The following is a 24,288-nucleotide window of genomic DNA, read 5'->3' as shown; positions in this document are numbered from 1 at the left end:
TGAATTCTATCAATTAGAAGAATTCAGCCTTTTTTAATAGTTTTTATTTAGTTGATTTGGCCCGAAGCATGCCCACGACGGCAGGCAGTACCGAAATGACGATAATTGCCAGTACAATCATGGAAAAATGCTCTTGAACGAAGGGCAAGTTGCCAAAAAAGTGCCCACAAATTAAACAAATACTAACCCAGATAAAAGAACCGATGAAGTTATAGTGCAAGAAACGTCGATACTTTAATGCGCCACTGCCGGCTACAAAAGGTACAAACGTGCGAACTATTGGAATAAATCGGCCCATAGCGATGGCTTTACCACCATGTTTATCAAAAAATGTTTGAGCTTGATTGATATATTCGGGTTTAACCAGTTTATGAAACCAAGCTTTTCCTTGCAGCCAATGATTGAGATACTTACTAATTGAATAATTACAAGAATCACCACCCATGGCAGCCAGCAGAAAGAGTAAAAATAATAACCAAACATTAAGCCCACTAGCTTTGTTGGCTGCTAAAGCGGCAGCAGCAAATAAAAGTGAGTCACCGGGTAAAAATGGAAGAATGACTGCTCCAGTTTCGATAAAAATAATCAAAAATAAAATAATGTAAGACCAGTTACCAAATTGGTTAACCAACCCAGCAAGGTGTTTGTCGACATTCATTACAAAATCAATTAGTTGCATAAAGACTCCTTAATTTTTGCTTTTGATGTATATTTTACTGGTTGCTAGTGAGAAGTTCCATAAAAACTTAATTGAACATGGAAGAACTGTGCATTAAACGACTATTCTTCGGATTGATTGCCTCAACAGCAGAATTAACGGCAATGGTGCCTTCACTAAATCCTAAAGTAATTAGGCGCTGCTTCCCCGGATAGCTAACGACATCGCCGGCAGCATAAATATTAGGACGATTGGTTCGCATTTTGGAATCAACTTGAATAAACGGGCCTTGAAGTTTAAGCTCCCAATTTCTTAAAAGACGTGAATCACTCATAATGCCATAGTTAACTAATAATTTGTCAACATTAATAGTCTCTACTTGATTTTGTCCCACTTCTTTATAGCTAACAGTTAGTTGCTGATTGTCAGCTAACACAAGGTTAGTGATTATTTTGGGCGTTAATAGTTGAATGGTAGATTCTTTTAAAGCCTGGACACTAGATTCTAACGCACGAAATTGATCTCTGCGATGTAAGAGAAAAGTTTTATGTGCAATTTTGTTGATTGTTAAGGCCCAATCTACGGCAGTATCACCACCTCCAGCTATCAACACTGTTTTGTTCTGATAAGAATTAATATCTTGAACAAAGTAGTCTAACTGATGGCCTTCGAGTTTTTGATCATAGTCAAAGGCTAATTTGCGCGGCTTGAAAGGACCATTGCCGACGGTGATGATGACGGCTTTAGCGAAAATATCTTGACGATTAGTTACTAATTGATAAATATCATCTTGTTTAACTATATTATTGACAATGGTATTTAATCGCTTAGTATACTGAATTTGGGTTCCAGTTTGAATTAGATCATCAATCAAACCTTGACCAGTAATGCCAAATTTGCCAGCAACATCGTAAATCTTTTTTTGCGCATATAAGTTGCGTGGTTGGCCTCCTAGATTAGGCATTCCTTCAATTAAGACTGCATCTAAGCCCCGCATAGCAGCGTAATAAGCAGTAAAAATCCCGATTGGCCCTCCACCAATAATTGCGACATCAAACGTTTTATCTTTCATAAGTAGCACCTCAAATATAATTACATTGGTTAATATTATATGTTAATCTTAGTAAAGAGGTAATAATTTTATGGATTTAACGATAGGCCAGGTTGTCTCAGGAACCGTTACGGGAATTAGATCTTATGGTGCATTTGTCCAAATAAAGGATAGTAATCGACAAGGATTAATTCATATTTCGGAATTTCGGAATGGTTATGTTGATGATATTTCTGAGCTTTTACATTTGGGACAGGTAATTCAAGTGCGTATCCTAAATATTGATGAATATGATGAAAAAATCAGTTTATCATTACGAGCATTAAAGCCAGTTTTATATGATAGTCAACATTATAATCGAAAAAGTTACTGGACCGATCAACAAAAGAACATCGGTTATCATACAATTGCCAGGCATAAAGAGGCTTGGATTAAGGAAGAACTACAGAAAATTGAAAAAAAATCAAAAAAATGTCAAAAAGGGGTTGCAAAAGGGTAAAAAAGTTGATAATATATTTTCTGTTGTCAATGAGTCATGCGCGTCACTGTTAAGCAAATAAAAAAAACAGTTGACAAGCTCATGATAAGATGATAAACTAAATGAGCCACTTAATCAAGTGGTAATCAACAAAAAGTTAAGTAGATCTTTGAAAACTGAACAAAGTTTCTTTAAAAGCCAAGTGCTGGGTTCTTGAAAAAGAACCTGTCAATTTAAAAGTAATAAAGAAGACAAAGAACGTTAGAGTTCTAAGTCTGAGTCAACAAACTAACAAAAAATGAGAGTTTGATCCTGGCTCAGGACGAACGCTGGCGGCGTGCCTAATACATGCAAGTCGAGCGAGCAGAAGTAACGGAATACCTTCGGGTAGGAAGATATGGACGCGAGCGGCGGATGGGTGAGTAACACGTAGGTAACCTGCCCTTTAGCGGGGGATAACAATTGGAAACAGTTGCTAATACCGCATAAAGTGCTTAATCACATGATTAAGGAATGAAAGACGGTTTCGGCTGTCACTAAAGGATGGACCTGCGGCGTATTAGCTAGTTGGTGAGGTAAAGGCCCACCAAGGCGATGATACGTAGCCGACCTGAGAGGGTAATCGGCCACATTGGGACTGAGACACGGCCCAAACTCCTACGGGAGGCAGCAGTAGGGAATCTTCCACAATGGACGAAAGTCTGATGGAGCAACGCCGCGTGGATGAAGAAGGTTTTCGGATCGTAAAATCCTGTTGTTGAAGAAGAACGTGCTTGAGAGTAACTGCTCAAGTAGTGACGGTATTCAACCAGAAAGTCACGGCTAACTACGTGCCAGCAGCCGCGGTAATACGTAGGTGGCAAGCGTTGTCCGGATTTATTGGGCGTAAAGGGAGCGCAGGCGGTTTGAAAAGTCTGAATGTGAAAGCCCTCAGCTTAACTGAGGAAGTGCATCGGAAACTGTCAAACTTGAGTGCAGAAGAGGAGAGTGGAACTCCATGTGTAGCGGTGAAATGCGTAGATATATGGAAGAACACCAGTGGCGAAGGCGGCTCTCTGGTCTGTAACTGACGCTGAGGCTCGAAAGCATGGGTAGCGAACAGGATTAGATACCCTGGTAGTCCATGCCGTAAACGATGAGTGCTAAGTGTTGGGAGGTTTCCGCCTCTCAGTGCTGCAGCTAACGCATTAAGCACTCCGCCTGGGGAGTACGACCGCAAGGTTGAAACTCAAAGGAATTGACGGGGGCCCGCACAAGCGGTGGAGCATGTGGTTTAATTCGAAGCAACGCGAAGAACCTTACCAGGTCTTGACATCTCCTGAAAGCTGTAGAGATACAGGGTTCCCTTCGGGGACAGGAAGACAGGTGGTGCATGGTTGTCGTCAGCTCGTGTCGTGAGATGTTGGGTTAAGTCCCGCAACGAGCGCAACCCTTGTTACTAGTTGCCAGCATTAAGTTGGGCACTCTAGTGAGACTGCCGGTGACAAACCGGAGGAAGGTGGGGACGACGTCAAATCATCATGCCCCTTATGACCTGGGCTACACACGTGCTACAATGGATGGTACAACGAGAAGCGAACTCGTGAGGGCAAGCAGAACTCTAAAAACCATTCTCAGTTCGGATTGCAGGCTGCAACTCGCCTGTATGAAGTTGGAATCGCTAGTAATCGTGGATCAGCATGCCACGGTGAATACGTTCTCGGGCCTTGTACACACCGCCCGTCACACCATGAGAGTTTGTAATACCCAAAGCCGGTGGGGTAACCCTTCGGGGAGCTAGCCGTCTAAGGTAGGACAAATGATTAGGGTGAAGTCGTAACAAGGTAGCCGTAGGAGAACCTGCGGCTGGATCACCTCCTTTCTAAGGAAAAATAAACGGAAAGCAGTTGGCAAGAAACTTTGTTTAGTTTTGAGAGGTCTACTCTCAAACATTAGTACTTTGAAAACTGAATATTATGAGAAGAAAGACACCGAGAATCGAGAGATTCGAAGAAAGTAAGAAACAGTAGTAATTAAGGTTAAGATAATAAGGGCGCACGGTGGATGCCTAGGTACTAGGAGCCGAAGAAGGACGCAACGAACAGCGAAATGCTCCGGGGAGTTGTAAGTAAACGAAGATCCGGAGATATCCGAATGGGGGAACCCGGCTAAGGTAAAGCTTAGTCACACTGCGACGAAAGTTGTAAGTGAGGAAGACGTGGTGAACTGAAACATCTAAGTAGCCATAGGAAGAGAAAGAAAAATCGATTTCCTGAGTAGCGGCGAGCGAAACGGAAAGAGCCCAAACCAGAGAGCATGCTCTTTGGGGTTGTAGGACTGGGACGTGAGATAGTCGAAGATAGCTGAATCAGTTGGGAAGCTGAACCAGAGATAGTGATAGTCTAGTAGGCGAAATCAGAGACACTCTACCAGTATCCTGAGTACGGCGGGGCACGTGAAACCCCGTCGGAAGCAGGGAGGACCATCTCCCAAGGCTAAATACTCCCTAGTGACCGATAGAGAACAAGTACCGTGAGGGAAAGGTGAAAAGCACCCCGGAAGGGGAGTGAAATAGATCCTGAAACCGTGTGCCTACAAGTAGTCAGAGCTCGTTAAAGAGTGATGGCGTGCCTTTTGTAGAATGAACCGGCGAGTTACGATTGCGTGCGAGGTTAAGTTGAGAAGACGGAGCCGTAGCGAAAGCGAGTCTGAATAGGGCGAAAGCGAGTACGTAGTCGTAGACCCGAAACCAAGTGACCTACCCATGTCCAGGTTGAAGGTGCGGTAAAACGCACTGGAGGACCGAACCCACGTAAGTTGAAAATTGCGGGGATGAGGTGTGGGTAGCGGTGAAATTCCAAACGAACTTGGAGATAGCTGGTTCTCTCCGAAATAGCTTTAGGGCTAGCCTCGGAGAAGAGGATCTTGGAGGTAGAGCACTGTTTGGACTAGGGGCCCAACATGGGTTACTGAATTCAGATAAACTCCGAATGCCAAAGATCTTTCTCCGGGAGTCAGACGGTGAGTGATAAGATCCATCGTCGAAAGGGGAACAGCCCAGATCACCAGTTAAGGTCCCAAAATCCATACTAAGTGGAAAAGGAAGTGGAACTGCACAGACAACTAGGATGTTGGCTTAGAAGCAGCAACTCATTTAAAGAGTGCGTAATAGCTCACTAGTCGAGTGGTTCTGCGCCGAAAATGTACCGGGGCTAAGTATGGTACCGAAACTGTGGATGTGCATCGAAAGATGTACGTGGTAGGAGAGCGTTGTAAGCACGAAGAAGCCAGATCGAGAGGACTGGTGGAGAGCTTAGAAGTGAGAATGCCGGTATGAGTAGCGAAAGACCAGTGAGAATCTGGTCCACCGGATGACTAAGGTTTCCTGGGGAAGGCTCGTCCGCCCAGGGTTAGTCGGGACCTAAGATGAGGCCGAGAGGCGTAATCGATGGAAAACAGGTTGAGATTCCTGTACTGTTCAGTGTTGTTTGAACGATGGAGGGACGCAGGAGATGAATTGTGAGCATGCAGCTGGAAAAGCATGTCTAAGCAGCGAGTCTGGATATGAGTCAAATGCTTATAACCGCGAAGGATGAGTTGTGATAGGGAGCGAAATTAAAGTAGCGAAGCACAATAGTCACACTGCCGAGAAAAGCTTCTAGTGAGACACTGAATACCCGTACCGCAAACCGACACAGGTAGTCAAGGAGAGAATCCTAAGGTGAGCGAGAGAACTATCGTTAAGGAACTCGGCAAAATAGCCCCGTAACTTTGGAAGAAGGGGTGCTGGTGTAAGAGCCAGCCGCAGTGAAAAGGCCCAAACAACTGTTTATCAAAAACACAGGTCTCTGCAAAATCGTAAGATGACGTATAGGGGCTGACGCCTGCCCGGTGCTGGAAGGTTAAGAGGATGAGTTAGACTTCGGTCGAAGCCCAGAATTGAAGCCCCAGTAAACGGCGGCCGTAACTATAACGGTCCTAAGGTAGCGAAATTCCTTGTCGGGTAAGTTCCGACCCGCACGAAAGGCGTAATGATTTGGGCACTGTCTCAACGATAGACTCGGTGAAATTATAATACCCGTGAAGATGCAGGTTACCCGCGACAGGACGGAAAGACCCCATGGAGCTTTACTGTAGCTTGATATTGAGTTTTTGTGTAACATGTACAGGATAGGTAGGAGCCGTAGAGATCGGTACGCTAGTATCGAAGGAGGCGCTGGTGGGATACTACCCTTGTTATATGAAAGCTCTAACCCGCGCCGTTGAAGCACGGCGGGAGACAGTGTCAGGTGGGCAGTTTGACTGGGGCGGTCGCCTCCTAAACAGTAACGGAGGCGCCCAAAGGTTCCCTCAGAATGGTTGGAAATCATTCGTAGAGTGTAAAGGTAGAAGGGAGCTTGACTGCGAGACAGACAAGTCGAGCAGGGACGAAAGTCGGGCTTAATGATCCGGTGGCACCGTATGGAAGGGCCATCGCTCAACGGACAAAAGCTACCCTGGGGATAACAGGCTTATCTCCCCCAAGAGTTCACATCGACGGGGAGGTTTGGCACCTCGATGTCGGCTCATCGCATCCTGGGGCTGTAGTCGGTCCCAAGGGTTGGGCTGTTCGCCCATTAAAGCGGTACGCGAGCTGGGTTCAGAACGTCGTGAGACAGTTCGGTCCCTATCCGTCGCGGGCGTAGGAAATTTGAGAGGATCTGTCCTTAGTACGAGAGGACCGGGATGGACATACCACTGGTGTACCAGTTGTCTTGCCAAAGGCATAGCTGGGTAGCTAAGTATGGAAGGGATAAACGCTGAAAGCATCTAAGTGTGAAACCCACCTCAAGATGAGATTTCCCATTCAGTAATGAAGTAAGACCCCTCAAAGAAGATGAGGTAGATAGGTTGCGAGTGGAAGTGTAGTGATACATGGAGCTGAGCAATACTAATCGGTCGAGGGCTTAACCAAGGGTGTCGAGTAAGAACATAATATTCAGTTTTGAGAGGACTAAGGTTCTTTCAGAAGGTAAGAAGAGAGCAAGTGTGGTGGCGATAGCGAGGAGGAAACACCTGGAATCATGCCGAACACAGAAGTTAAGCTTCTCAGCGCCGAAAGTAGTTGGTGGGAAACTACCTGCGAGGATAGGTCGTTGCCATGCTGCTCTTATTATCTTGGAAGATTAGCTCAGTTGGGAGAGCGTCTGCCTTACAAGCAGAGGGTCACAGGTTCGAGCCCTGTATCTTCCATTGAGTCGCTAGCTCAGTTGGTAGAGCAACGGCCTTTTAAGCCGTGGGTCGTGGGTCCGAGCCCCACGCGACTCATTTTGCGGGTGTGGCGGAATTGGCAGACGCGCTAGATTTAGGTTCTAGTGTCCTTTGGACGTATGGGTTCAAGTCCCTTCTCCCGCACTTGCATGTTCTTTGAAATATGTTATAGTTTTATTTTTATTATGCCGACTTAGCTCAGCTGGCAGAGCATCTGTCTTGTAAACAGAGGGTCGGAGGTTCGAATCCTCTAGTCGGCATTTTGCGGAAGTAGTTCAGTGGTAGAACATCACCTTGCCATGGTGGGGGTCGCGGGTTCGAATCCCGTCTTCCGCTTTCATTATAATCACGCCGGGGTGGCGGAACTGGCAGACGCACAGGACTTAAAATCCTGCGGTAAGTGATTACCGTACCGGTTCGATTCCGGTCCTCGGCATTATAATGAGCACCCATAGCGCAATTGGATAGAGTGTCTGACTACGAATCAGAAGGTTGTAGGTTCGACTCCTACTGGGTGCATGTTTTTTTCGGGAAGTGGCTCAGTTTGGTAGAGCACCTGGTTTGGGACCAGGGGGTCGCAGGTTCGAATCCTGTCTTCCCGATTAGCTTTTTAATAGCTATGGCGGTGTAGCTCAGCTGGCTAGAGCGTCCGGTTCATACCCGGGAGGTCGGGGGTTCGATCCCCTTCGCCGCTATTAATCGGACCTTTAGCTCAGTTGGTTAGAGCAAACGGCTCATAACCGTTCGGTCGTAGGTTCGAGTCCTACAAGGTCCATAGATTTTTTATGGACTTTGTGGTAAGATTTTATTATCGCGGGATGGAGCAGTCTGGTAGCTCGTCGGGCTCATAACCCGAAGGTCGTAGGTTCAAACCCTACTCCCGCAATTTGGTCCTATGGTGTAGTTGGTTATCACGCCTGCCTGTCACGCAGGAGATCACCGGTTCAAGTCCGGTTAGGACCGTTAGATGGCTCGGTAGCTCAGTCGGTAGAGCAATGGATTGAAGCTCCATGTGTCGGCAGTTCGATTCTGTCCCGCGCCATTTTTGTTAAAGATTGCGGGTGTAGTTTAGTGGTAAAACCACAGCCTTCCAAGCTGTTGTCGCGAGTTCGATTCTCGTCACCCGCTTATGGGCCTATAGCTCAGCTGGTTAGAGCGCACGCCTGATAAGCGTGAGGTCGATGGTTCAAGTCCATTTAGGCCCATTGGAGAAGTACTCAAGTGGCTGAAGAGGCGCCCCTGCTAAGGGTGTAGGTCGCGTAAGCGGCGCGAGGGTTCAAATCCCTCCTTCTCCGTTGGAATTTTTTCCATGTTTATTGCGATTTGGAGGATTACCCAAGTGGCTTAAGGGAACGGTCTTGAAAACCGTCAGGCGTGTAACAGCGTGCGTGGGTTCAAATCCCACATCCTCCTTTATAATTATCGCGGGATGGAGCAGTCTGGTAGCTCGTCGGGCTCATAACCCGAAGGTCGTAGGTTCAAACCCTACTCCCGCAATTTGGTCCTATGGTGTAGTTGGTTATCACGCCTGCCTGTCACGCAGGAGATCACCGGTTCAAGTCCGGTTAGGACCGTTAGATGGCTCGGTAGCTCAGTCGGTAGAGCAATGGATTGAAGCTCCATGTGTCGGCAGTTCGATTCTGTCCCGCGCCATTTATGGAAGGGTAGCGAAGTCTGGCTAAACGCGGCGGACTGTAAATCCGCTCCTTCGGGTTCGGTGGTTCGAATCCACTCCCTTCCATCATAATAGGGATATAGTTCAATGGTAGAACAACGGTCTCCAAAACCGTCGATGTGGGTTCAACTCCTACTATCCCTGTTATATCCTGGCGGTATTGGTGAAGTTGGTTAACACACCGGTTTGTGGCACCGGCATACATGAGTTCGAGTCTCATATACCGCCCTTTCTTTATTGGGTTATAGCCAAGTGGTAAGGCAATGGACTTTGACTCCATTATGCGCTGGTTCGAATCCAGCTAACCCAATTTTTACCTGGCGGTATAGCCAAGTGGTAAGGCAGAGGTCTGCAAAACCTTGACCACCGGTTCAAATCCGGTTACCGCCTTTGGCTTTAGCCATGGTTTATTATTAATATTTTGCCGGTGTGGCGGAATTGGCAGACGCGCTGGATTCAAAATCCAGTTCCTGTTAAAGGAGTATCGGTTCGACCCCGATCACCGGTATCTGATGAAACAGTTAACTTAATTATGTTAGCTGTTTTTTTGTGTTTCAAAATAAATTGGTCTACATAAAAAAGAGTGCCGACGAAATACTTATCAACACTCAATATTATAGAACCTTAAAAAACAAGTCTTGTTTGGTCAGAAAATCAAACAAGACTTGTTTTTTAAAATTTGTTTATTTTAATTTTACAATTGTGCGCTTTTTTGCATTGTACGTTCACTAATAAACATGAATGGTAAATAAAATAGCACGCCGATAATGATAATTAATAATTGTACAATGACGGCACGCCAATCACCGGCAGTACATAAATAAGCATTTAAGAGGGGCGGAGTGGTCCAAGGAACTAAAACCACGACACGATTCATCCAACCAATGGCTGTGAAAAAGTAAGCAATTAAATCACCAATGACGGGCATTAAAACAAAGGGAATCATCATAGGAATATTAAAAACGATAGGATAGCCAAAGATGACGGGTTCATTAATATTAAAGATACTAGGCGCAATGGCTAATCCCGCAATTTCTTTGCTGGATTTCATTTTGGAAAAAATAAAAATAGCAATTAATAAACACAAGGTACAGCCCGTACCACCAATCATTCCGAACACATCGCGAAAAGTATAAGTCAAAATATAGGGAATATGTTTGTGTGCTTCAAAGGCTGCCATATTCTTATTCATATTGATTAATAATAATGGATCCAGTAAAGTCCCATTGATAACTGTTTGGTGAATACCTAAAGTAAAGAGAAAGTTTCCTACACTATAGATAAAAAGCATCCCCGGTAAGCTAGTTGTAAAGCCGCGTAATGGTTCTTGAATTAAGTTGGTAATCAGGTCAATCAAGTTAGTTTTACCGAAAACCATCAATAGGGCGGAAATGAGTGCAAAAATACTTAAAGTTAAGATAGAGGGAATCAAGTCGTTAAACGAAGCGGCTACCGCTGGCGGAATATTTTCCCCGAGATGAATTTTTAAATGTTTAATATTTGATAAACCAATAAATAATTCGGTTGCTAATAATCCAATAATAATGCCAGAGAACATTCCTGTGGTGCCCAAGTTAGTATAAGATAAGCCACCGGTGACGTTAATATTTTTCGTACTGTGGGCAATGGTTAACTTAACTGTAGCGGGCATCATAATAATTAAGCTAGCTAAGGAAATAATAGCCGCAAGAATTCCGTTCTTATACTTTTTATTAACTGATAAGGTATAACCAATTGCTGGTGCTAAAACTAATCCGGCAATGTTTAAGGTCCCGTTGCTAATGTCACTGCCCCAAATTTGTAAATTGGCTAAGGTTTTGCCATGAGCAAATAGAGGAAAGACTACATTATTCATTAAGACACCTAAGCCAGCTAAAATGAAGAGGGGCATGATTGTGGCAAAAGCATCTCGCAAAGAGCGTAAGTGAACTTCATTACCAATTTTGACAGAAATTTCAGTAAATTTATCAAAAAAGCGTTTGCCACGACTTTTATTTGCTGAAGCAGTTTGAGCCATTAAAACAACCTCCTTATGGTTAAATCTGATTGAAGAATATTTGCTCGTGTTTCACTGTTGGTCTATTTACAATTAAAATAATTGATTACCATTGGATTGGATTACTTTTTGCAGCCAGTGATAACTTTTTTTGGGGACCCGTTTTAAATCTTTGAGATCATGATTCGTGCGATTGACATAAACAACGCCATAACGTTTATCCACATTGCCTTGGGAACTTGGAATATCAATTAACCCCCAACCCAAATAACCAATAACGTGAGCTCCATCTTGGACTGCTTGTTTCAAGGCCACCAAATGTTGGCGATGGTAGTTAATACGGTAATAGTCATTAATTTCGTGTTGACCATCCCAACTTTCACGGACCCCAAGACCATTTTCAATTGGGAAAATCGGTAAGTGAGTGCGGTTAGCTAAGTCCATTAAAATACCATAAAAACCTTGGGGATCAATTTGCCACTGCCATTCATTAGTTTGTAAATAAGGATTATGCGCATGACCTACGGAACCAAAGTCATTAGGAATAGTCCCAACGGGGATTTTAGAGCTGTCTAGGCAAGAGGTTGCATAATAGCTAAAACTGATAAAATCACTACGGGTTTGTTTGATTTCAGCTAGCTCACTAGTTTGTAAAATGTCTTCTAAGTGTTGTTGCTTCATAAAGGCCACTACTTCGTCTGAATATTGTCCTTCAGTAAAAATGCGCAAAAGATTATAATCTGTAAATTCTTTAAATTTTCTAACTGCGGCCACATCTTGTGGATTAGCAGTAGCGGGATAAATTTCTTGGAAAGCTTCCATTCCGCCAATTTTTAAATCAGGATAATTTTGATGAATAAAGTTAGCGATACGCGCATGAGCTAAAGCTAAATTATGTTGAATTTGAAACAGTTCACGAGTAGTTTTTTGCCCCTTTAAGTAGCCACTACAATGAAAGGCTTCTTGGGTACTATATAAATTTTGTTCGTTAAACGTGAGCCAATATTTGACTTGTGAAGAAAACTCAATCACCATTTGTTGACCGTAAGTCACAAAATTGTCAACCACATGTTTGTTCACAAAGCCATTATATTTTTGTGCTTGCTTTAAAGGCATGTCAAAATGATATAAGCAAATCATCGGTTGAATACCATTTTTAAGTAATTCATCAATTAAGTCATGATAAAATTTGAGACCTTGTTTATTAAACTGGCCTTCGCCATCAGGTTGCACACGACTCCAAGAGATTTGAAAACGATAGAAGTTCATTCCTAAATCCTTCATTAAGGCAATATCTTCGGGATAGCGGTGATATTCATCAATGGCTACCGACCAATCAGAATTGTTGGGGCCACTGGGGCGTAGGTCATAAACAGAAGCGCCTTTGCCACCTTCGTTAGCTGCACCTTCAGTCTGCATACTAGAGGTAGAATTACCCCAGAAAAAGTTATCTGGTAACTGTGTCATAATTTATACTCCTTTTTTGTAATCGCTAACATTTAAAACCACTTTTAAGTATAGACATTTATTTTTAAATGTAAATACTTTTTATTGAATCTTTCAATGGCCTAGTGGAGAGTGATAAACTTAATTCAAGTGATAAAAAGGTGGGATCAGTTGATGGCACAAAAACCTAAATATTTAATCATTGCTGCAACTTTAAAAAAACGGATTCAAAACGGAACGTATTTACCGGGAACACCTTTTCCACAGCAAAGTAAATTGGCTCAAGAATTTCAAACTAGTCGCGTAACAGTTCGCAAAGCCATTGAACAGTTGATAAAGGTTGGCTTGGTCTATACTCAGCGAGGAGCGGGGACTTTTGTTCGAACTACCGTGTTAAAAACTTCTCACTTTGATCGTGCAGTGGATCAATATATTGGTACGACTAAATTAGTTGGTGATCAAAGTCGTGTGACCAGTCAAATTATTCAATTTCAAATTCGCTATCCTAATGCTGAAGAGTGTCAGTTACTAAATTTGACACCGCACGAAATGGTTTATGATATTCAACGCCAACGTTTAGTCGATCGCGAACCCTATGCTTTGGAGTATACAAAAATGCCAGTCAAAATTGTGCCCGGCATCGATGAAACGGTTTTAAAGGCTTCAGTCTATCGTTACATTGAAACCACGTTGCATCAAAAAATTGGTGCTGCTTACCGTAAGATTAGTGCTGCAAAAGCCACGGCAGCTGACCAACAGTATTTAGCTTGTCAAAATTCTGATCCCATTTTGCGTTTGCGTCAGGTCGTTTTTTTAGAAAATAATGTTCCGTTTGAATTGTCTGAAACACATCATCGATATGATAAAGAGCAAATTACAGTTTATCTGCCAGGACATACTAAGTGACGCTACTAATTTATTAAGAATGCAACATTAATTAAAATTAATTATAGCTATTTTTAAATTAATAAAAATTAAAAGATAAGCTATTTCTATAAAACCATTCTTGACAAAATAGGATTTAATGCTATTCTTTAAATTAAATAAAAATTAAAAAGAGAGGTAAGTAAGATGGCTAAAGTAAAAGCATCAGAGGTTGATTTTAATAATTTAGGATTTAATTACTTAGACTTACCTTATCGCTACCAGGCAACTTACAAAGATGGTCAATGGCAAGATGAAGGTTTGGTCACCGAAAGTGATGTAACAATTAATGAGGATTCAACGGCCTTACACTACGGACAATCAGTTTTTGAAGGTTTAAAAGCTTATCGTACTAAAGATGGTCATGTGCAATTATTCCGTCCCGATCAAAATGCGCAACGAATGCAAAACAGTTGTCAGCGTCTGTTGATGCCACAAGTACCAACTGACATGTTTGTAGATGCTGTGAAACAAGTGGTGAAGGCGAACATTGATTTTGTGCCACCTTATGGTAACGGAGCAACGTTATATTTACGACCAATTATGATGGGTGTTGGCGGCATGATTGGTGTACATCCGGCAACTGAATATATTTTTCGGATTTTTGCAATGCCAGTTGGTAATTACTTTAAAGGTGGTTTAACACCAACTAATTTCACCACTTCGCAATATGATCGGGCAGCGCATAAAGGAACTGGACAAAGTAAAGTTGGTGGTAACTATGCTGCTAGTTTAATGCCTGGTGACGCTGCGCAAAAGCATGGTTTTTCCGATTGTGTTTATCTGGATCCGGTTAATCATGAAAAGATTGAAGAAGTTGGATCAGCCAATTTCTTTGGAATTACGAAAGATGGTACGTTTGTGACACCAAAATCACCATCTATTTTACCGAGTGTTACCAAATATTCACTTTTGTATTTAGCTGAGCATGAGTTAAACATGCCAACTGAGCAAGGTGATGTTTATATCAATGATTTAGATCGTTTCGCAGAAGCTGGGGCTTGTGGTACAGCGGCAGTTATTTCACCAATTGGTGGTTTGGAGCACAATGGTAAGATGCACGTCTTTTATAGTCAAACTGAGGTCGGACCAGTGACCAAGAAGTTGTATGACATCTTAACTGGCATTCAATTTGGTGATCGCAAAGGACCTGAAGGCTGGGTTGAACCAGTTGAATAAAAGCAATTTATTAATAAACTTCAATTAAAATCTCAAAGCATTTAATATAGTTATAAACTAATTATATTAAATGCTTTTTTTGTTTTTTAAGTAAAAATTAAAAAATCTCTTGACCATGTGAAGATATTCACTTAAAATTCAATTGTGGGATTCAAAAAATCAAAAAGAGGTTAACTGATATGAAAGCAGCAGTAGTACGGGACAATTGCGATGGTTATGTTGATATTAAAGATGTTAAGTTACGTGATCTGCGAGCCGGTGAAGCTTTAGTTAAGATGGAATACTGTGGCTTGTGTCATACGGATTTGCATGTAGCCGCGGGTGACTTTGGTAAAGTTCCCGGCCGCATTATCGGGCATGAAGGTGTTGGTAAAGTGATTCAAGTAGCCGCTGGAGTTTCTACTTTAAAAATTGGTGATCGAGTATCAATTGCGTGGTTTTATCAAGGCTGCGGGCATTGCGAATATTGTACGACTGGCCGTGAAACTTTATGCCGTAATGTTTTAAACTCTGGGTTTAATGTTGACGGTGCGATGGCTGAAGAATGTATCGTTCCTGCTGACTATGCAGTTAAAGTTCCCGCTGATTTAGATCCGATTGAGGCTACTTCTCTAACTTGCGCGGGAGTAACAGTTTATAAGGGCTTGAAGACCGGAAATGTTCGTCCTGGTCAATGGGTTGAAGTGGTTGGCACTGGTGGCTTAGGCAATTTAGCAGTACAATATGCTAAGAATGTTTTTGGTGCGCATGTAGCAGCAGTCGACATTAATGATGAAAAATTGCAAGCTACTAAAAAGTTAGGGGCTGATCTGACAATTAATTCGCAAACCGAAGATGCTGCTGATGTTTTACAAACTAAAGTTGGTGGTGTTCATAGTGCAATTATTACGGCTGTGAGCCCGTCGGCATTTACATCGGCAGTTAACTCATTAAGACCAGACGGAACGTTAGTAGCGATTGCTTTACCTCAAGGAGACATGTCTTTAAATATCTCTAAGACTGTTTTAGATGGGATTAAAGTTGCTGGTTCATTAGTTGGTACTCGGCAAGATTTGGCTGAAGCTTTTGCTTTTGGAGCTGAACAAAAAGTAAAGCCGATTGTCCAAACACGTAAATTATCGGAAATTAACGATATTATTGATGAAATGAAAAACAATCAAATTGTTGGACGAATGGTAGTTGATTTTACTAATAATTAATATTTTAGCCAAAACAAAAAGTGATGTGACAAAAGCACAGTTGGTTTGAACTAATTGTGCTTAGTCGCATCACTTTTTAGATTATTCATAATTAGTACTTAATTTTGCAATTGGCGGTGCTGCCAGTAATAAACGGGCCAGCCAGTTAAGGTTAATCCCAAACCGGCTAAGGCTAGTAATGGTTGACTGACCGTAGTATTGATCACAATAAATAAACCACCTAAAATTGCTAAAATAGGAGGGATGGGGTACCAAATAATTTGATACGGTCGCTGCAAATTAGGTTTGTTTTTACGGAGAATAAAAATTCCGATGAACAGAAGAATTGAAAAGATCCAAGAGATATAAACCAACATATTGGTTAAAGTGTCAAAAGTTCCCGAAAAAATCATGATGACGGCAATTAAACTTTCGAATAATAAACTGTTGGTGGGCATTTTTGTTTTGGCATTTAAATGGCTAAAAAAATGGGCTGCTGGTAATTGTTTTTGAATACCTAAAGTATACGGCATGCGAGAACCAACCATTAAGTGACCATTCACTGCACCATAAACTGATACTAAAATACCGATGGTTAAAATTTTGCCACCCAGCGGCCCAAATAATTTTTGGGCCGTTTGCATAGCAGCGTTTTGATTGCCCGCAATTTGGGTAAAGGGCAAAATTTTGATAAAGCTCCAGTTGAGTAAAGTATAAACAATGGTTACGGCGATTAATCCCCAAATAATAGCATGCGCTAAATTTTTTTCCGGACGTTTAATTTCACCAGCTAAATTACCAATGCTTAGCCAACCATCGTAGGCAAATAAAGTAGCGAGTAAAGCTTGCCCGAAAGCTTGCGGATGTTGAAAGGTTAAGGCTGATGTTAAATGACTCCAATTTAAATTGTTAGTGGTATTAAACCCCAAGGCAGCAATAATAATAGCGATAATTGGAATCAATTTAATAATTAAAGTCAATTTTTGTACTTGACTGCTGAGCTTACTACCTAACCAGTTGACAATAACTAATGAAAAAAGGCACATTAGCGCCCACATGGTTGGCGAAATGTGTGGTAAATTAAATAGTTGTTGTGCTTGCGTTCCAAAAACGATGGAAATTGCTGCAATATTAGCGGGATAGTATACAATGATTAAGGACCAACCAAACAAGAAAGCAATCTTGGGTCCATAAATTTCGCTGAGGTATTTAACGGGACCACCGTTTTCAGGATAAGTAGCAGCTAATTCGGCAACGGTTAAACCAGCCATGAGGGTAATAATTCCGGCTAATGGCCAAACTAAAATACTAAGCCAGGAACTTTTGGTTAATTGCGTAATACTAGCAACTTTAAAAAAGACTCCGCCACCGATGACAGTCCCCATGACGGTAGCCAGAGCCGAGAAAAGAGATAATTGACGTTTCATTTGCTTCATTCCTAACTAAATTTTCTTAATACTGAGTATTGTACTTGATTTTAAGAGAGAGGCAAAGATTTTTAATGCAGTCACGATTAATGGTCCGTCAACAAAAATTTCATAAAAAACAACTGCTCTTTGTGGGCTTTTTATTATTGGTTTTGGCAGGGCTTTTTGTGAGTAAACAAATTTTCAATTATTGGCAAAAAAGTGGTCGTCCCAGTACTAGCAACTATCCAGTTTTAGGAGTTAGCTTGAGTCAAACGGATGGCTATCAGGACTTTCATTTGCTGAAGAAACATGGCATAGATTTTGTTTATTTAAGGGCCACTCAAGGTGCAGATTATTTTGATGATGCATTCTTAAGTAATTATTGGCGGATTCAAGGCGCGCAATTACCGTATGGTATTGAGCATGATTTTAGTTGGCAAACTTCACCACAGGCCCAGTTTACTAATATTAAGGCTAGTGTTGGTACTCGAGTAGGAACGTTACCGTTAGTTCTGCAAGTTAAAGCTCCCTCAGCTTCGCAGTTAACTGCGCACCAAATTGATAAATCTGTTTCACGATTACAAAGTTTGCTGGTAAAATATTATCAGCGCCCAGTTTTAATTCAAACAGATCCAGCCTTGAATTATTTGATCAATCATAATTCATGTGGCGGTATTTTACAGACTAGACCCCATCCCATTAAGGGTGATCAAGTGAAATTTTGGCAATATACGGATGCTGGACGCATTCCTAGTTTGGCAACTGCCAATCAGTATAGTTTATTAGTGTTTAACGGCAATCAGCAGCAATGGGCGGCTTTTTTGCAAACAGGAGGTTGGTAAAATGTTACGTTTAGGTGTAATTGGTACCAATTGGATCACTAAACAATTTGTGCAAGCAATTCAGGCTACGGCTAGTTTTCAATTGACAACAATTTATTCACGCACATTAAGTCATGCTCAAAAATTGGCGCAGCAATTAAAAATAGAAGACGTTAAGTTAGTCGATCAACGTGAACAACTTTTTACTAGTTCCCAAGTTGATGTGATCTATGTGGCTTCACCTAATAGTTGTCACTTTCAAGATATTATGGCCGCTTTAGAATGCCACAAACATGTGATTGTAGAGAAACCGTTGGTCTCCACGCGCTCTGAATTTTTACAAATTAAAGCTTTTTTAAAACAACATCCGGAGTTATTTGTTTTTGAAGCTGCCCGGCATATTCATGAGACTGAATTTCACCAATTACAACAACGAGTGGCCGAATTACCAGTAATTACGGGCGCCACGATTATTTATCGCAAATACTCTAGTCGCTATGATCAAGTCTTAGCGGGCCAAGAACCGAATGTGTTTTCACCCAAATTTTCGGGCGGCGCCTTGTATGATTTGGGAGTTTATTTAATTTATGATGCCCTTTGCTTATTTGGACAACCACTAACGGCTCAGTATTTTCCGCAAATGATTGCGACGAAAGTTGATGGTCAAGGGACTTTAGTCTTACATTATCACGAGTTCGACGTAACCCTATTAGTAGGCAAAATTAGTAACTCTTTATTACCATCGGAAATTTATAGTAATCACCAAACGCTTTTATTTAATGATGGTGGCACCATTCGAAAAATTTGGGATGATCAAAACCAGCAAGTGCAAAAATTTGCGGATCACAATCCGATGCTGGCGGAAGCGCAAGTTTTTAGTCAAATTATTCAACAACATGATCACAAAGAATTCTTACGGCTCTGGCAATTAGCTGATCAAGTGAATCAAATTTTAACAACGGTGCGCTTAGCAGCGAAAATTCACTTTACTGCCGATGAGAAATGAGGAAAATATGCAAATACCAAAGATTTATCAAAAATATTATCAGCAACATCATTTTCAAAGTTTGACACCGATTCAAGAACAAGTCTATGAACCGCTACAACAAGGAAAATCCTTACTGGCTTTAGCTCCTACTGGTTCTGGTAAAACATTAGCATTTGGAATGCCGTTATTGTCTAAATTAACGCTTAATGGTGGGATTCAGTTACTAGTACTGGAACCTTCTCAGGAGTTGGCTATTCAAACGCGCAATGTGTTACGCTCTTTAAATCCCCAGTTACGGGTGTTAGAGGTGATTGGAGGTGCTAATGTTCAGCGGCAAATTGAACATTTAAAACAAAAACCTGAGGTCGTTGTCGGAACAATTGGGCGCATTCAAGATCTAGTTGTTAAACGCAAATTTAAATTAAATAAAATCCAGACGGTGGTCATTGATGAGGCTGATGATTTGTTGATGGATAAATTGACGCCGGTACGGGATTTATTGGGTCGCTTGCAAGGTCAGTTTCAATTAGCCTTGTTTTCAGCGACGGCGGCGCCGATTTTTCAAGAATTGTCTAAGTGGTTTCCTCAAGATTTTCTCAAGATTGATTTGCGTGCCGACCAACAGTTTCGGGCGGGGATCAAGCATTACTTTTTATTGACGAGTAATTCACAAAAAGCAGCTACTTTACAACGTTTAGCACATCGCAAACACAAACGCAATTTAGTTTTTTATCAATCTAGTAAAGAATTACACCAATACGCTGCCGATATGCGGTATCGTAAAACGTATTTTACAGTATTAGATACCAGTGATCCGAAAAAACGGCGGGCTGATGCACTAGCTAATTTTAAAAAGCGTGATACTTCACTTTTATTGACGACGGATGTAGCAGCTCGGGGCATGGATTTGCCAGATTTAACGACAGTCATTAATTGGAACAATCCGCAAAATTTAACAGAGTATATTCATCGTAGCGGTCGGACTGGTCGGATGGGGCGTAACGGCGAGGTAATTACTTTAGGTAACGAACATGATTTTCGACAATTACAAGAATTATTGCAAGCGCAACATATTAAATTATGGAAAGTGCAGTTAGTTGATGAACAGTTGGTAACGGCCCAGTCCTCCAAAAGTGGGGCTAAAGCAAAAGTTATTCGGCATCGTTCTAAAAAACGACAACGTGATCAAAAACGCCAAGGTTATCATGGTGTCAAAAAATAATCTTTACAGTTGAGTTATTTCGTGGCAAGATTAAACCATGGTCTCGTGGCTCAGCTGGATAGAGCAACTGCCTCCTAAGCAGTAGGTCATCGGTTCGAATCCGATCGAGATCATCGTGTTGCCGCTGTTCATTAGTGATCTGCGGCTTTTTTATTTCAAAAATTTTGTTTGAAAGAAATAAAAAATTAAACCACAAATAATTAAACTTAAAATAAAAAAGAAGCTGTAGCGCCAATGTTGGTGTAAAATTTGATCAAAAGTAAAAACTAAACTAAAGCCGCAAATTAATAATAATATGCCGCAAATTATTAAATAAATCATAAAAAAACTCCTAGTGTAAATAAAATAGGTGATTGAGGAGGAACACTTTTGCAAAAAATCAAGGTTATGACGGTTTTTGGAACGCGTCCAGAAGCCATTAAGATGGCACCTTTGGTCTTGAAATTACAGCAGCAAGCCCAATACTTTCAAACCACCACAGTTGTTACTGCTCAACATCGAGAAATGTTAGATTCAGTCTTGGATATTTTTCATATTCATCCAGATTATGACTTGAACATTATGAAGAAAAAGCAATCATTAAGTGGAATTACTAGTTCAGTCTTGCTAGACATGGATGATGTTTTTGAACAAGAACAGCCGGATATTGTGTTAGTACATGGCGATACAACCACCACGTTAGCGGCTGCCATGTCAGCTTTTTATCACCAAACGGCGATTGGTCATGTGGAAGCGGGGTTGCGTACTTGGAATAAGTATTCACCTTGGCCTGAGGAAATGAATCGGCAAATGACCGATGATCTGGCGGATTTGTATTTTGCGCCGACGGAGCAAAGCAAAGCTAATTTATTAACTGAAAATCATCCAGCAGAACAAATTTTCGTCACTGGGAATACTGCCATTGATGCGCTGGAACAAACTGTCCAAAGTGACTATCATCATCACGCTTTAGATCTTGTTGACCATAATAAGCGAATGATTTTGGTGACCATGCACCGCAGAGAAAATCAAGGTGCACCGATGAAACGAGTGTTTCAAGCGATGCTAGAAGTCGTCCAAAGTCATTCTGATGTAGAAATTATCTATCCCGTTCATTTAAATCCAGTGGTTCAACAAGCTGCTCATGAAGTTTTAGGTGATCATGAACGCATTCATTTAATTGATCCGTTAGATGTGTTAGATTTTCATAATCTGGCTGCGCGGTCTTATTTTATCATGAGCGATTCTGGCGGTGTTCAAGAAGAAGCCCCAGCTTTAGGTAAGCCAGTATTGGTTTTACGTGACACGACGGAGCGTCCCGAGGGAGTTCAAGCCGGGACTTTGAAATTAGTAGGTACTGATCCCCAAAAGGTCAAAGCGGCAATGAGTCAACTGTTAGATGATTCCGCAGCTTATCAAGCGATGGCTCAAGCCAAAAATCCCTATGGTGATGGTTTAGCGAGTGAACGCATTTGTGCGGCTATTCGTTATCATTTTCAACAATTAGCGCAGCGTCCAGCGGAGTTTAGTTACCATAAATAAAATGAATTATTTGTTAAAAAAGATGTTCGCAGTAATACGAACATCTTTTTTTCATGGTACTTTAAAAGTCATAAATTAGTCCTAACAATAGGCATTTGATTTAAGGTAAATCATGACCAGCTGCCAAGTACAGATCGTACCATTCTTGACGACTCAATGAAAAATCAGTACATTCACTGCTAGAGATAATATGTTTGGGCTGCGTAGTTCCTAAGAGAACTTGGATTTTGGCGGGATGGCGTAGAATCCAAGCAGCGGCAATCGCATTTTTATTAGTTTGATATTTCTGGGCCAATTGGGCTAAAACTTGGTTTAAATGCGGAAATTGTGCGCTATTAATAAAAGTTCCTTTCGAAAAATCAGCTTGAAAAGGTGACCAAGCTTGAAGGGTCAAGTGGTGTTGTTGACAATATTCTAAAGTGCCGCCAGTGCGATCAATAGCGAAAGCGTTGGCCATATTAACATGTAAGCCAAAGTCAATCAGTTGAGTATGAGCTAAGCTAAATTGCAATTGGTCTACAACTATTGGAGTAGATAAGCCTGATTGTAAAAGTTGAATCTGGGCGGCATTAAAGTTGGAAACGCCAAAGTTTTTGACTTTACCGGCTTGCTGTAGTTGTTGAAAAGCCGAATTAACTTCTGCTAAATCCATCAGTGGATCGGGGCGATGTAAAATAAACAAATCTAAATAATCGATTTGCAGGCGCTGTAAAATTTGCTCGACGCTGTGCAATAAATATTGCGCTGAAAAATCATAACGTTGACCCGGGACAATACCAGCCTTAGATTGAATAATCCAATCTTCGCGTTGAAAATTGCCTGTAGTGAAAGCATTACCGAAAACTTGTTCAGATTGACCATTGCCATAAATATCGGCAGAATCAATGAAATTAATACCACATTGTTGGGCAGCAATTAAATTAGCAGTGGCTTGAGCCGTGGATAAATCTTTCCAGCGCATAAGACCTAAAGCTACAGTGGATACTGGTGGTAAGTTTGGACTAATCTGCAAATATTTCATTGAAGAACCTCCTGATGAAAATAAGTATACGACGAAACGAGTTCGATTTGTACCAATTGACTTGGTAACTTGTTTTTTTAAATTAACTCTTTATAATATGATTAAAAAGGAGAAAATTTAATGGATTTTGCACAATTAAATGAAACTTTAGCTAATAGTATTCAACAGTTCAACTTGCCCGCTTGTGGAGTCGGAATAGCGAGTCATGATCAAACGATGGTTCAGGGATACGGTGATTATGATGATCAATGGGTCTTTCCCCTGTGTTCCATTTCCAAAAGTTTTCTGGCAACCACCATTTGTCAACTAGCTGATCAGGGCGTTTTAGATTTGGATAAACCGATTATTGATAGTTGGCAGCAATTTAAAGTTTATGATGATTATGCTACTAAACATTTAACGTGGCGTGATTTGTTATGTCATCGTAGTGGAGTGCCGGCACATGATTTAATGCGCTTTACCAATGGTCCACTGAGTTTAAGTCAAGTAGTCACGAAAGTGCCATATTTAAAACCGAACGTTGATCTACGCTATAAAATGCAATACAGTAACTTAATGTTTGCTGAATTAACATTTGCGTTAGAGCAGGTTTTAGGAACGGATTATTATTCTTATCTACAACAACATCTATTAACAGATTTAAACTTAACTAATACTTATGTACATGATGAAGCAGTAGCGTTAGAACAAATTGCTCCAGCTTATTTGCCAGAAGGTAATCATTATCGTCCAATGCAATTCATGTCTCCTGGTCATTTAGGTGGGGCCAGCAGTATGTTAGCAAAGCCACAAGATTTATTGACCTGGGCGCAATTTCAATTGCAGAATTATCAACAACAGTCACATAATAATGCGGCGCAAATGTATCAACCACAAATTGTTATGCAACCTAGTCGCAATTATGCCCAGCCACAATTGAGTGCTTACGGCTTTGGAATGATGATGGAAACCTATCGCGGGTATAAATATTTTTATCATACGGGTTCTTTTATTGGCTATTGTGCAATTTTAGGTTTTGTACCGGAATTAGATTTAGCTTTTGGCATGGTCACCAATTTAGATTCAACAAATGCAATGTTTGGTTTGGCTTATCAAATAATTGATCAAGCAGCTCAATTACCAACAGTTGATTGGACACACAAGATTTTACAAGATGACCATCAAAAAGCTAGCCAAAAAAAGCAGCAGCTACAACAACAATTTGGGGCTACTAAACAAGTTGTTTTGAGTCGTCCAGAGTGGTTAGGTGTCTACGCTAATCCGGGGTATGGTCGCTTAGAGTTGTGTGCAGAGCAGGGGCAGTTGCATATTAAATTTGCGCAATTTGATTTTGCTATTGTCACTGATTTAAAGGGACAAGCTTGGATTGATATTGCTCCATTGAATAAAATCGTACAATTAAACATTACGCAACAACAAATTGCTTTGTTTGCAGAAACAGCACTAAATGAACCGATCATTTTTTCACGGCAGTAATAATGATGGTAATTAA

Annotated in this window: 15 protein-coding genes, 27 tRNA genes and 3 rRNA genes; 39 read left to right on the top strand and 6 right to left on the bottom strand. The window is 41.3% G+C overall.

Annotated features, from left to right (window positions below; all coding sequences use genetic code 11):
* Positions 1–43 precede the first annotated feature (43 nt).
* Positions 44–679: a VTT domain-containing protein gene (locus AC3B5S_RS02320; protein WP_489757275.1), complete on the bottom strand. Its 636-nt coding sequence runs from the start codon at positions 677–679 to the stop codon at positions 44–46.
* A 67-nt stretch (positions 680–746) separates the two neighbouring features.
* Positions 747–1,730, bottom strand: coding sequence for an NAD(P)/FAD-dependent oxidoreductase (locus tag AC3B5S_RS02315; protein ID WP_489769144.1), 984 nt, complete (start codon positions 1,728–1,730; stop codon positions 747–749).
* A 70-nt stretch (positions 1,731–1,800) separates the two neighbouring features.
* Here AC3B5S_RS02315 and AC3B5S_RS02310 point away from each other — a divergent pair, with 70 nt between their 5' ends.
* The 30 genes from AC3B5S_RS02310 (at position 1,801) to AC3B5S_RS02165 (ending at position 9,599) form a co-directional block, all read left to right on the top strand.
* Positions 1,801–2,208, top strand: coding sequence for a CvfD/Ygs/GSP13 family RNA-binding post-transcriptional regulator (locus tag AC3B5S_RS02310; protein ID WP_489757277.1), 408 nt, complete (start codon positions 1,801–1,803; stop codon positions 2,206–2,208).
* A gap of 273 nt (positions 2,209–2,481) precedes the next feature.
* A 16S ribosomal RNA gene (locus AC3B5S_RS02305) occupies positions 2,482–4,048 on the top strand.
* A 155-nt stretch (positions 4,049–4,203) separates the two neighbouring features.
* A 23S ribosomal RNA gene (locus AC3B5S_RS02300) occupies positions 4,204–7,120 on the top strand.
* A 73-nt stretch (positions 7,121–7,193) separates the two neighbouring features.
* Positions 7,194–7,310, top strand: a 5S ribosomal RNA gene (gene rrf / locus AC3B5S_RS02295).
* The 16S, 23S and 5S rRNA genes sit together here with 26 tRNA genes alongside, the layout of an rRNA operon.
* A gap of 15 nt (positions 7,311–7,325) precedes the next feature.
* Positions 7,326–7,398 (top strand) — tRNA-Val (locus AC3B5S_RS02290).
* Positions 7,399–7,400: 2 nt separating this feature from the next.
* Positions 7,401–7,473: transfer RNA gene (locus AC3B5S_RS02285), tRNA-Lys, on the top strand.
* A 4-nt stretch (positions 7,474–7,477) separates the two neighbouring features.
* Positions 7,478–7,560: transfer RNA gene (locus tag AC3B5S_RS02280), tRNA-Leu, on the top strand.
* Positions 7,561–7,603: 43 nt separating this feature from the next.
* Positions 7,604–7,676 (top strand) — tRNA-Thr (locus tag AC3B5S_RS02275).
* Between the two features lie 4 nt (positions 7,677–7,680).
* Positions 7,681–7,752: transfer RNA gene (locus tag AC3B5S_RS02270), tRNA-Gly, on the top strand.
* A 14-nt stretch (positions 7,753–7,766) separates the two neighbouring features.
* Positions 7,767–7,852, top strand: a tRNA-Leu gene (locus AC3B5S_RS02265).
* A gap of 9 nt (positions 7,853–7,861) precedes the next feature.
* A tRNA-Arg gene (locus AC3B5S_RS02260) sits at positions 7,862–7,935 on the top strand.
* A 9-nt stretch (positions 7,936–7,944) separates the two neighbouring features.
* A tRNA-Pro gene (locus AC3B5S_RS02255) sits at positions 7,945–8,018 on the top strand.
* A gap of 19 nt (positions 8,019–8,037) precedes the next feature.
* A tRNA-Met gene (locus tag AC3B5S_RS02250) sits at positions 8,038–8,111 on the top strand.
* 6 nt (positions 8,112–8,117) lie between these two features.
* A tRNA-Ile gene (locus AC3B5S_RS02245) sits at positions 8,118–8,191 on the top strand.
* 37 nt (positions 8,192–8,228) lie between these two features.
* Positions 8,229–8,302 (top strand) — tRNA-Met (locus AC3B5S_RS02240).
* Between the two features lie 3 nt (positions 8,303–8,305).
* Positions 8,306–8,379: transfer RNA gene (locus tag AC3B5S_RS02235), tRNA-Asp, on the top strand.
* 6 nt (positions 8,380–8,385) lie between these two features.
* A tRNA-Phe gene (locus AC3B5S_RS02230) sits at positions 8,386–8,458 on the top strand.
* A 15-nt stretch (positions 8,459–8,473) separates the two neighbouring features.
* A tRNA-Gly gene (locus AC3B5S_RS02225) sits at positions 8,474–8,544 on the top strand.
* Positions 8,545–8,547: 3 nt separating this feature from the next.
* Positions 8,548–8,621, top strand: a tRNA-Ile gene (locus tag AC3B5S_RS02220).
* A gap of 2 nt (positions 8,622–8,623) precedes the next feature.
* Positions 8,624–8,711 (top strand) — tRNA-Ser (locus AC3B5S_RS02215).
* A 30-nt stretch (positions 8,712–8,741) separates the two neighbouring features.
* Positions 8,742–8,829: transfer RNA gene (locus AC3B5S_RS02210), tRNA-Ser, on the top strand.
* 10 nt (positions 8,830–8,839) lie between these two features.
* Positions 8,840–8,913: transfer RNA gene (locus AC3B5S_RS02205), tRNA-Met, on the top strand.
* Between the two features lie 3 nt (positions 8,914–8,916).
* Positions 8,917–8,990 (top strand) — tRNA-Asp (locus tag AC3B5S_RS02200).
* Positions 8,991–8,996: 6 nt separating this feature from the next.
* Positions 8,997–9,069, top strand: a tRNA-Phe gene (locus tag AC3B5S_RS02195).
* A gap of 5 nt (positions 9,070–9,074) precedes the next feature.
* Positions 9,075–9,157 (top strand) — tRNA-Tyr (locus tag AC3B5S_RS02190).
* Between the two features lie 7 nt (positions 9,158–9,164).
* Positions 9,165–9,235 (top strand) — tRNA-Trp (locus tag AC3B5S_RS02185).
* Between the two features lie 10 nt (positions 9,236–9,245).
* Positions 9,246–9,319: transfer RNA gene (locus AC3B5S_RS02180), tRNA-His, on the top strand.
* A gap of 10 nt (positions 9,320–9,329) precedes the next feature.
* A tRNA-Gln gene (locus tag AC3B5S_RS02175) sits at positions 9,330–9,401 on the top strand.
* Positions 9,402–9,410: 9 nt separating this feature from the next.
* Positions 9,411–9,481 (top strand) — tRNA-Cys (locus AC3B5S_RS02170).
* A gap of 33 nt (positions 9,482–9,514) precedes the next feature.
* Positions 9,515–9,599: transfer RNA gene (locus AC3B5S_RS02165), tRNA-Leu, on the top strand.
* A gap of 186 nt (positions 9,600–9,785) precedes the next feature.
* Here AC3B5S_RS02165 and AC3B5S_RS02160 read toward each other — a convergent pair.
* A complete protein-coding gene (locus AC3B5S_RS02160) occupies positions 9,786–11,108 on the bottom strand; it encodes a PTS sugar transporter subunit IIC (protein ID WP_489757278.1) in 1,323 nt (440 codons plus the stop codon).
* A gap of 72 nt (positions 11,109–11,180) precedes the next feature.
* On the bottom strand, positions 11,181–12,554 hold the full coding sequence (locus AC3B5S_RS02155; protein WP_489774809.1) for a glycoside hydrolase family 1 protein: 1,374 nt from the start codon (positions 12,552–12,554) through the stop codon (positions 11,181–11,183).
* Between the two features lie 153 nt (positions 12,555–12,707).
* Here AC3B5S_RS02155 and AC3B5S_RS02150 point away from each other — a divergent pair, with 153 nt between their 5' ends.
* From AC3B5S_RS02150 to adhP, 3 genes are all read left to right on the top strand, one after another.
* The gene (locus AC3B5S_RS02150; RefSeq protein WP_489769142.1) at positions 12,708–13,439 is read left to right on the top strand and encodes a GntR family transcriptional regulator; all 732 of its coding nucleotides are present in this window, start codon (positions 12,708–12,710) and stop codon (positions 13,437–13,439) included.
* A 165-nt stretch (positions 13,440–13,604) separates the two neighbouring features.
* On the top strand, positions 13,605–14,636 hold the full coding sequence (locus AC3B5S_RS02145; protein ID WP_489757281.1) for a branched-chain amino acid aminotransferase: 1,032 nt from the start codon (positions 13,605–13,607) through the stop codon (positions 14,634–14,636).
* Positions 14,637–14,815: 179 nt separating this feature from the next.
* Positions 14,816–15,835, top strand: a complete 1,020-nt coding sequence (gene adhP, locus AC3B5S_RS02140; RefSeq protein ID WP_489774810.1) for an alcohol dehydrogenase AdhP — start codon at positions 14,816–14,818, stop codon at positions 15,833–15,835.
* A 98-nt stretch (positions 15,836–15,933) separates the two neighbouring features.
* Here adhP and AC3B5S_RS02135 read toward each other — a convergent pair whose 3' ends face one another.
* Positions 15,934–17,241 carry an APC family permease gene (locus AC3B5S_RS02135; protein WP_489757283.1) on the bottom strand — a complete coding sequence of 436 codons (1,308 nt, stop codon included), beginning with the start codon at positions 17,239–17,241 and terminating at the stop codon, positions 15,934–15,936.
* Positions 17,242–17,315: 74 nt separating this feature from the next.
* Between AC3B5S_RS02135 and AC3B5S_RS02130 the strand changes: the two genes are divergently transcribed.
* From AC3B5S_RS02130 to wecB, 5 genes are all read left to right on the top strand, one after another.
* The gene (locus AC3B5S_RS02130) at positions 17,316–18,065 is read left to right on the top strand and encodes a GH25 family lysozyme (protein WP_489769140.1); all 750 of its coding nucleotides are present in this window, start codon (positions 17,316–17,318) and stop codon (positions 18,063–18,065) included.
* A 1-nt stretch (position 18,066) separates the two neighbouring features.
* Complete coding sequence (locus tag AC3B5S_RS02125; protein WP_489769139.1) at positions 18,067–19,050, top strand: Gfo/Idh/MocA family protein; 984 nt, start codon at positions 18,067–18,069, stop codon at positions 19,048–19,050.
* A gap of 7 nt (positions 19,051–19,057) precedes the next feature.
* The gene (locus AC3B5S_RS02120) at positions 19,058–20,254 is read left to right on the top strand and encodes a DEAD/DEAH box helicase (protein WP_489769138.1); all 1,197 of its coding nucleotides are present in this window, start codon (positions 19,058–19,060) and stop codon (positions 20,252–20,254) included.
* A 39-nt stretch (positions 20,255–20,293) separates the two neighbouring features.
* Positions 20,294–20,367 (top strand) — tRNA-Arg (locus AC3B5S_RS02115).
* A gap of 256 nt (positions 20,368–20,623) precedes the next feature.
* Positions 20,624–21,775 (top strand): non-hydrolyzing UDP-N-acetylglucosamine 2-epimerase, encoded by a 1,152-nt coding sequence (gene wecB, locus AC3B5S_RS02110; RefSeq protein WP_489769137.1) that lies wholly within the window; start codon positions 20,624–20,626, stop codon positions 21,773–21,775.
* Positions 21,776–21,875: 100 nt separating this feature from the next.
* Here the strand turns inward: wecB and AC3B5S_RS02105 are convergent, their stop codons facing one another.
* Positions 21,876–22,796, bottom strand: a complete 921-nt coding sequence (locus tag AC3B5S_RS02105) for an aldo/keto reductase (protein WP_489774813.1) — start codon at positions 22,794–22,796, stop codon at positions 21,876–21,878.
* Positions 22,797–22,916: 120 nt separating this feature from the next.
* On the opposite strand from AC3B5S_RS02105, the gene AC3B5S_RS02100 reads away from it, so the two are divergent.
* Positions 22,917–24,272, top strand: a complete 1,356-nt coding sequence (locus AC3B5S_RS02100; protein ID WP_489769135.1) for a serine hydrolase domain-containing protein — start codon at positions 22,917–22,919, stop codon at positions 24,270–24,272.
* Positions 24,273–24,288: the final 16 nt, after the last annotated feature.

This window comes from Bombilactobacillus sp. ESL1094 (genome assembly GCF_058107425.1).
This window is presented reverse-complemented; position numbering and strand designations above follow the sequence as displayed.

What these genes read in the sequence shown, in the direction of transcription:
- AC3B5S_RS02320 (WP_489757275.1), bottom strand. Translation starts at nt 679, where the DNA reads ATGCAACTAATTGATTTTGTAATGAATGTCGACAAACACCTTGCTGGG.
- AC3B5S_RS02315 (WP_489769144.1), bottom strand. Translation starts at nt 1,730, where the DNA reads ATGAAAGATAAAACGTTTGATGTCGCAATTATTGGTGGAGGGCCAATC.
- AC3B5S_RS02310 (WP_489757277.1), top strand. Translation starts at nt 1,801, where the DNA reads ATGGATTTAACGATAGGCCAGGTTGTCTCAGGAACCGTTACGGGAATT.
- AC3B5S_RS02160 (WP_489757278.1), bottom strand. Translation starts at nt 11,108, where the DNA reads ATGGCTCAAACTGCTTCAGCAAATAAAAGTCGTGGCAAACGCTTTTTT.
- AC3B5S_RS02155 (WP_489774809.1), bottom strand. Translation starts at nt 12,554, where the DNA reads ATGACACAGTTACCAGATAACTTTTTCTGGGGTAATTCTACCTCTAGT.
- AC3B5S_RS02150 (WP_489769142.1), top strand. Translation starts at nt 12,708, where the DNA reads ATGGCACAAAAACCTAAATATTTAATCATTGCTGCAACTTTAAAAAAA.
- AC3B5S_RS02145 (WP_489757281.1), top strand. Translation starts at nt 13,605, where the DNA reads ATGGCTAAAGTAAAAGCATCAGAGGTTGATTTTAATAATTTAGGATTT.
- adhP (WP_489774810.1), top strand. Translation starts at nt 14,816, where the DNA reads ATGAAAGCAGCAGTAGTACGGGACAATTGCGATGGTTATGTTGATATT.
- AC3B5S_RS02135 (WP_489757283.1), bottom strand. Translation starts at nt 17,241, where the DNA reads ATGAAACGTCAATTATCTCTTTTCTCGGCTCTGGCTACCGTCATGGGG.
- AC3B5S_RS02130 (WP_489769140.1), top strand. Translation starts at nt 17,316, where the DNA reads ATGCAGTCACGATTAATGGTCCGTCAACAAAAATTTCATAAAAAACAA.
- AC3B5S_RS02125 (WP_489769139.1), top strand. Translation starts at nt 18,067, where the DNA reads ATGTTACGTTTAGGTGTAATTGGTACCAATTGGATCACTAAACAATTT.
- AC3B5S_RS02120 (WP_489769138.1), top strand. Translation starts at nt 19,058, where the DNA reads ATGCAAATACCAAAGATTTATCAAAAATATTATCAGCAACATCATTTT.
- AC3B5S_RS02105 (WP_489774813.1), bottom strand. Translation starts at nt 22,796, where the DNA reads ATGAAATATTTGCAGATTAGTCCAAACTTACCACCAGTATCCACTGTA.
- AC3B5S_RS02100 (WP_489769135.1), top strand. Translation starts at nt 22,917, where the DNA reads ATGGATTTTGCACAATTAAATGAAACTTTAGCTAATAGTATTCAACAG.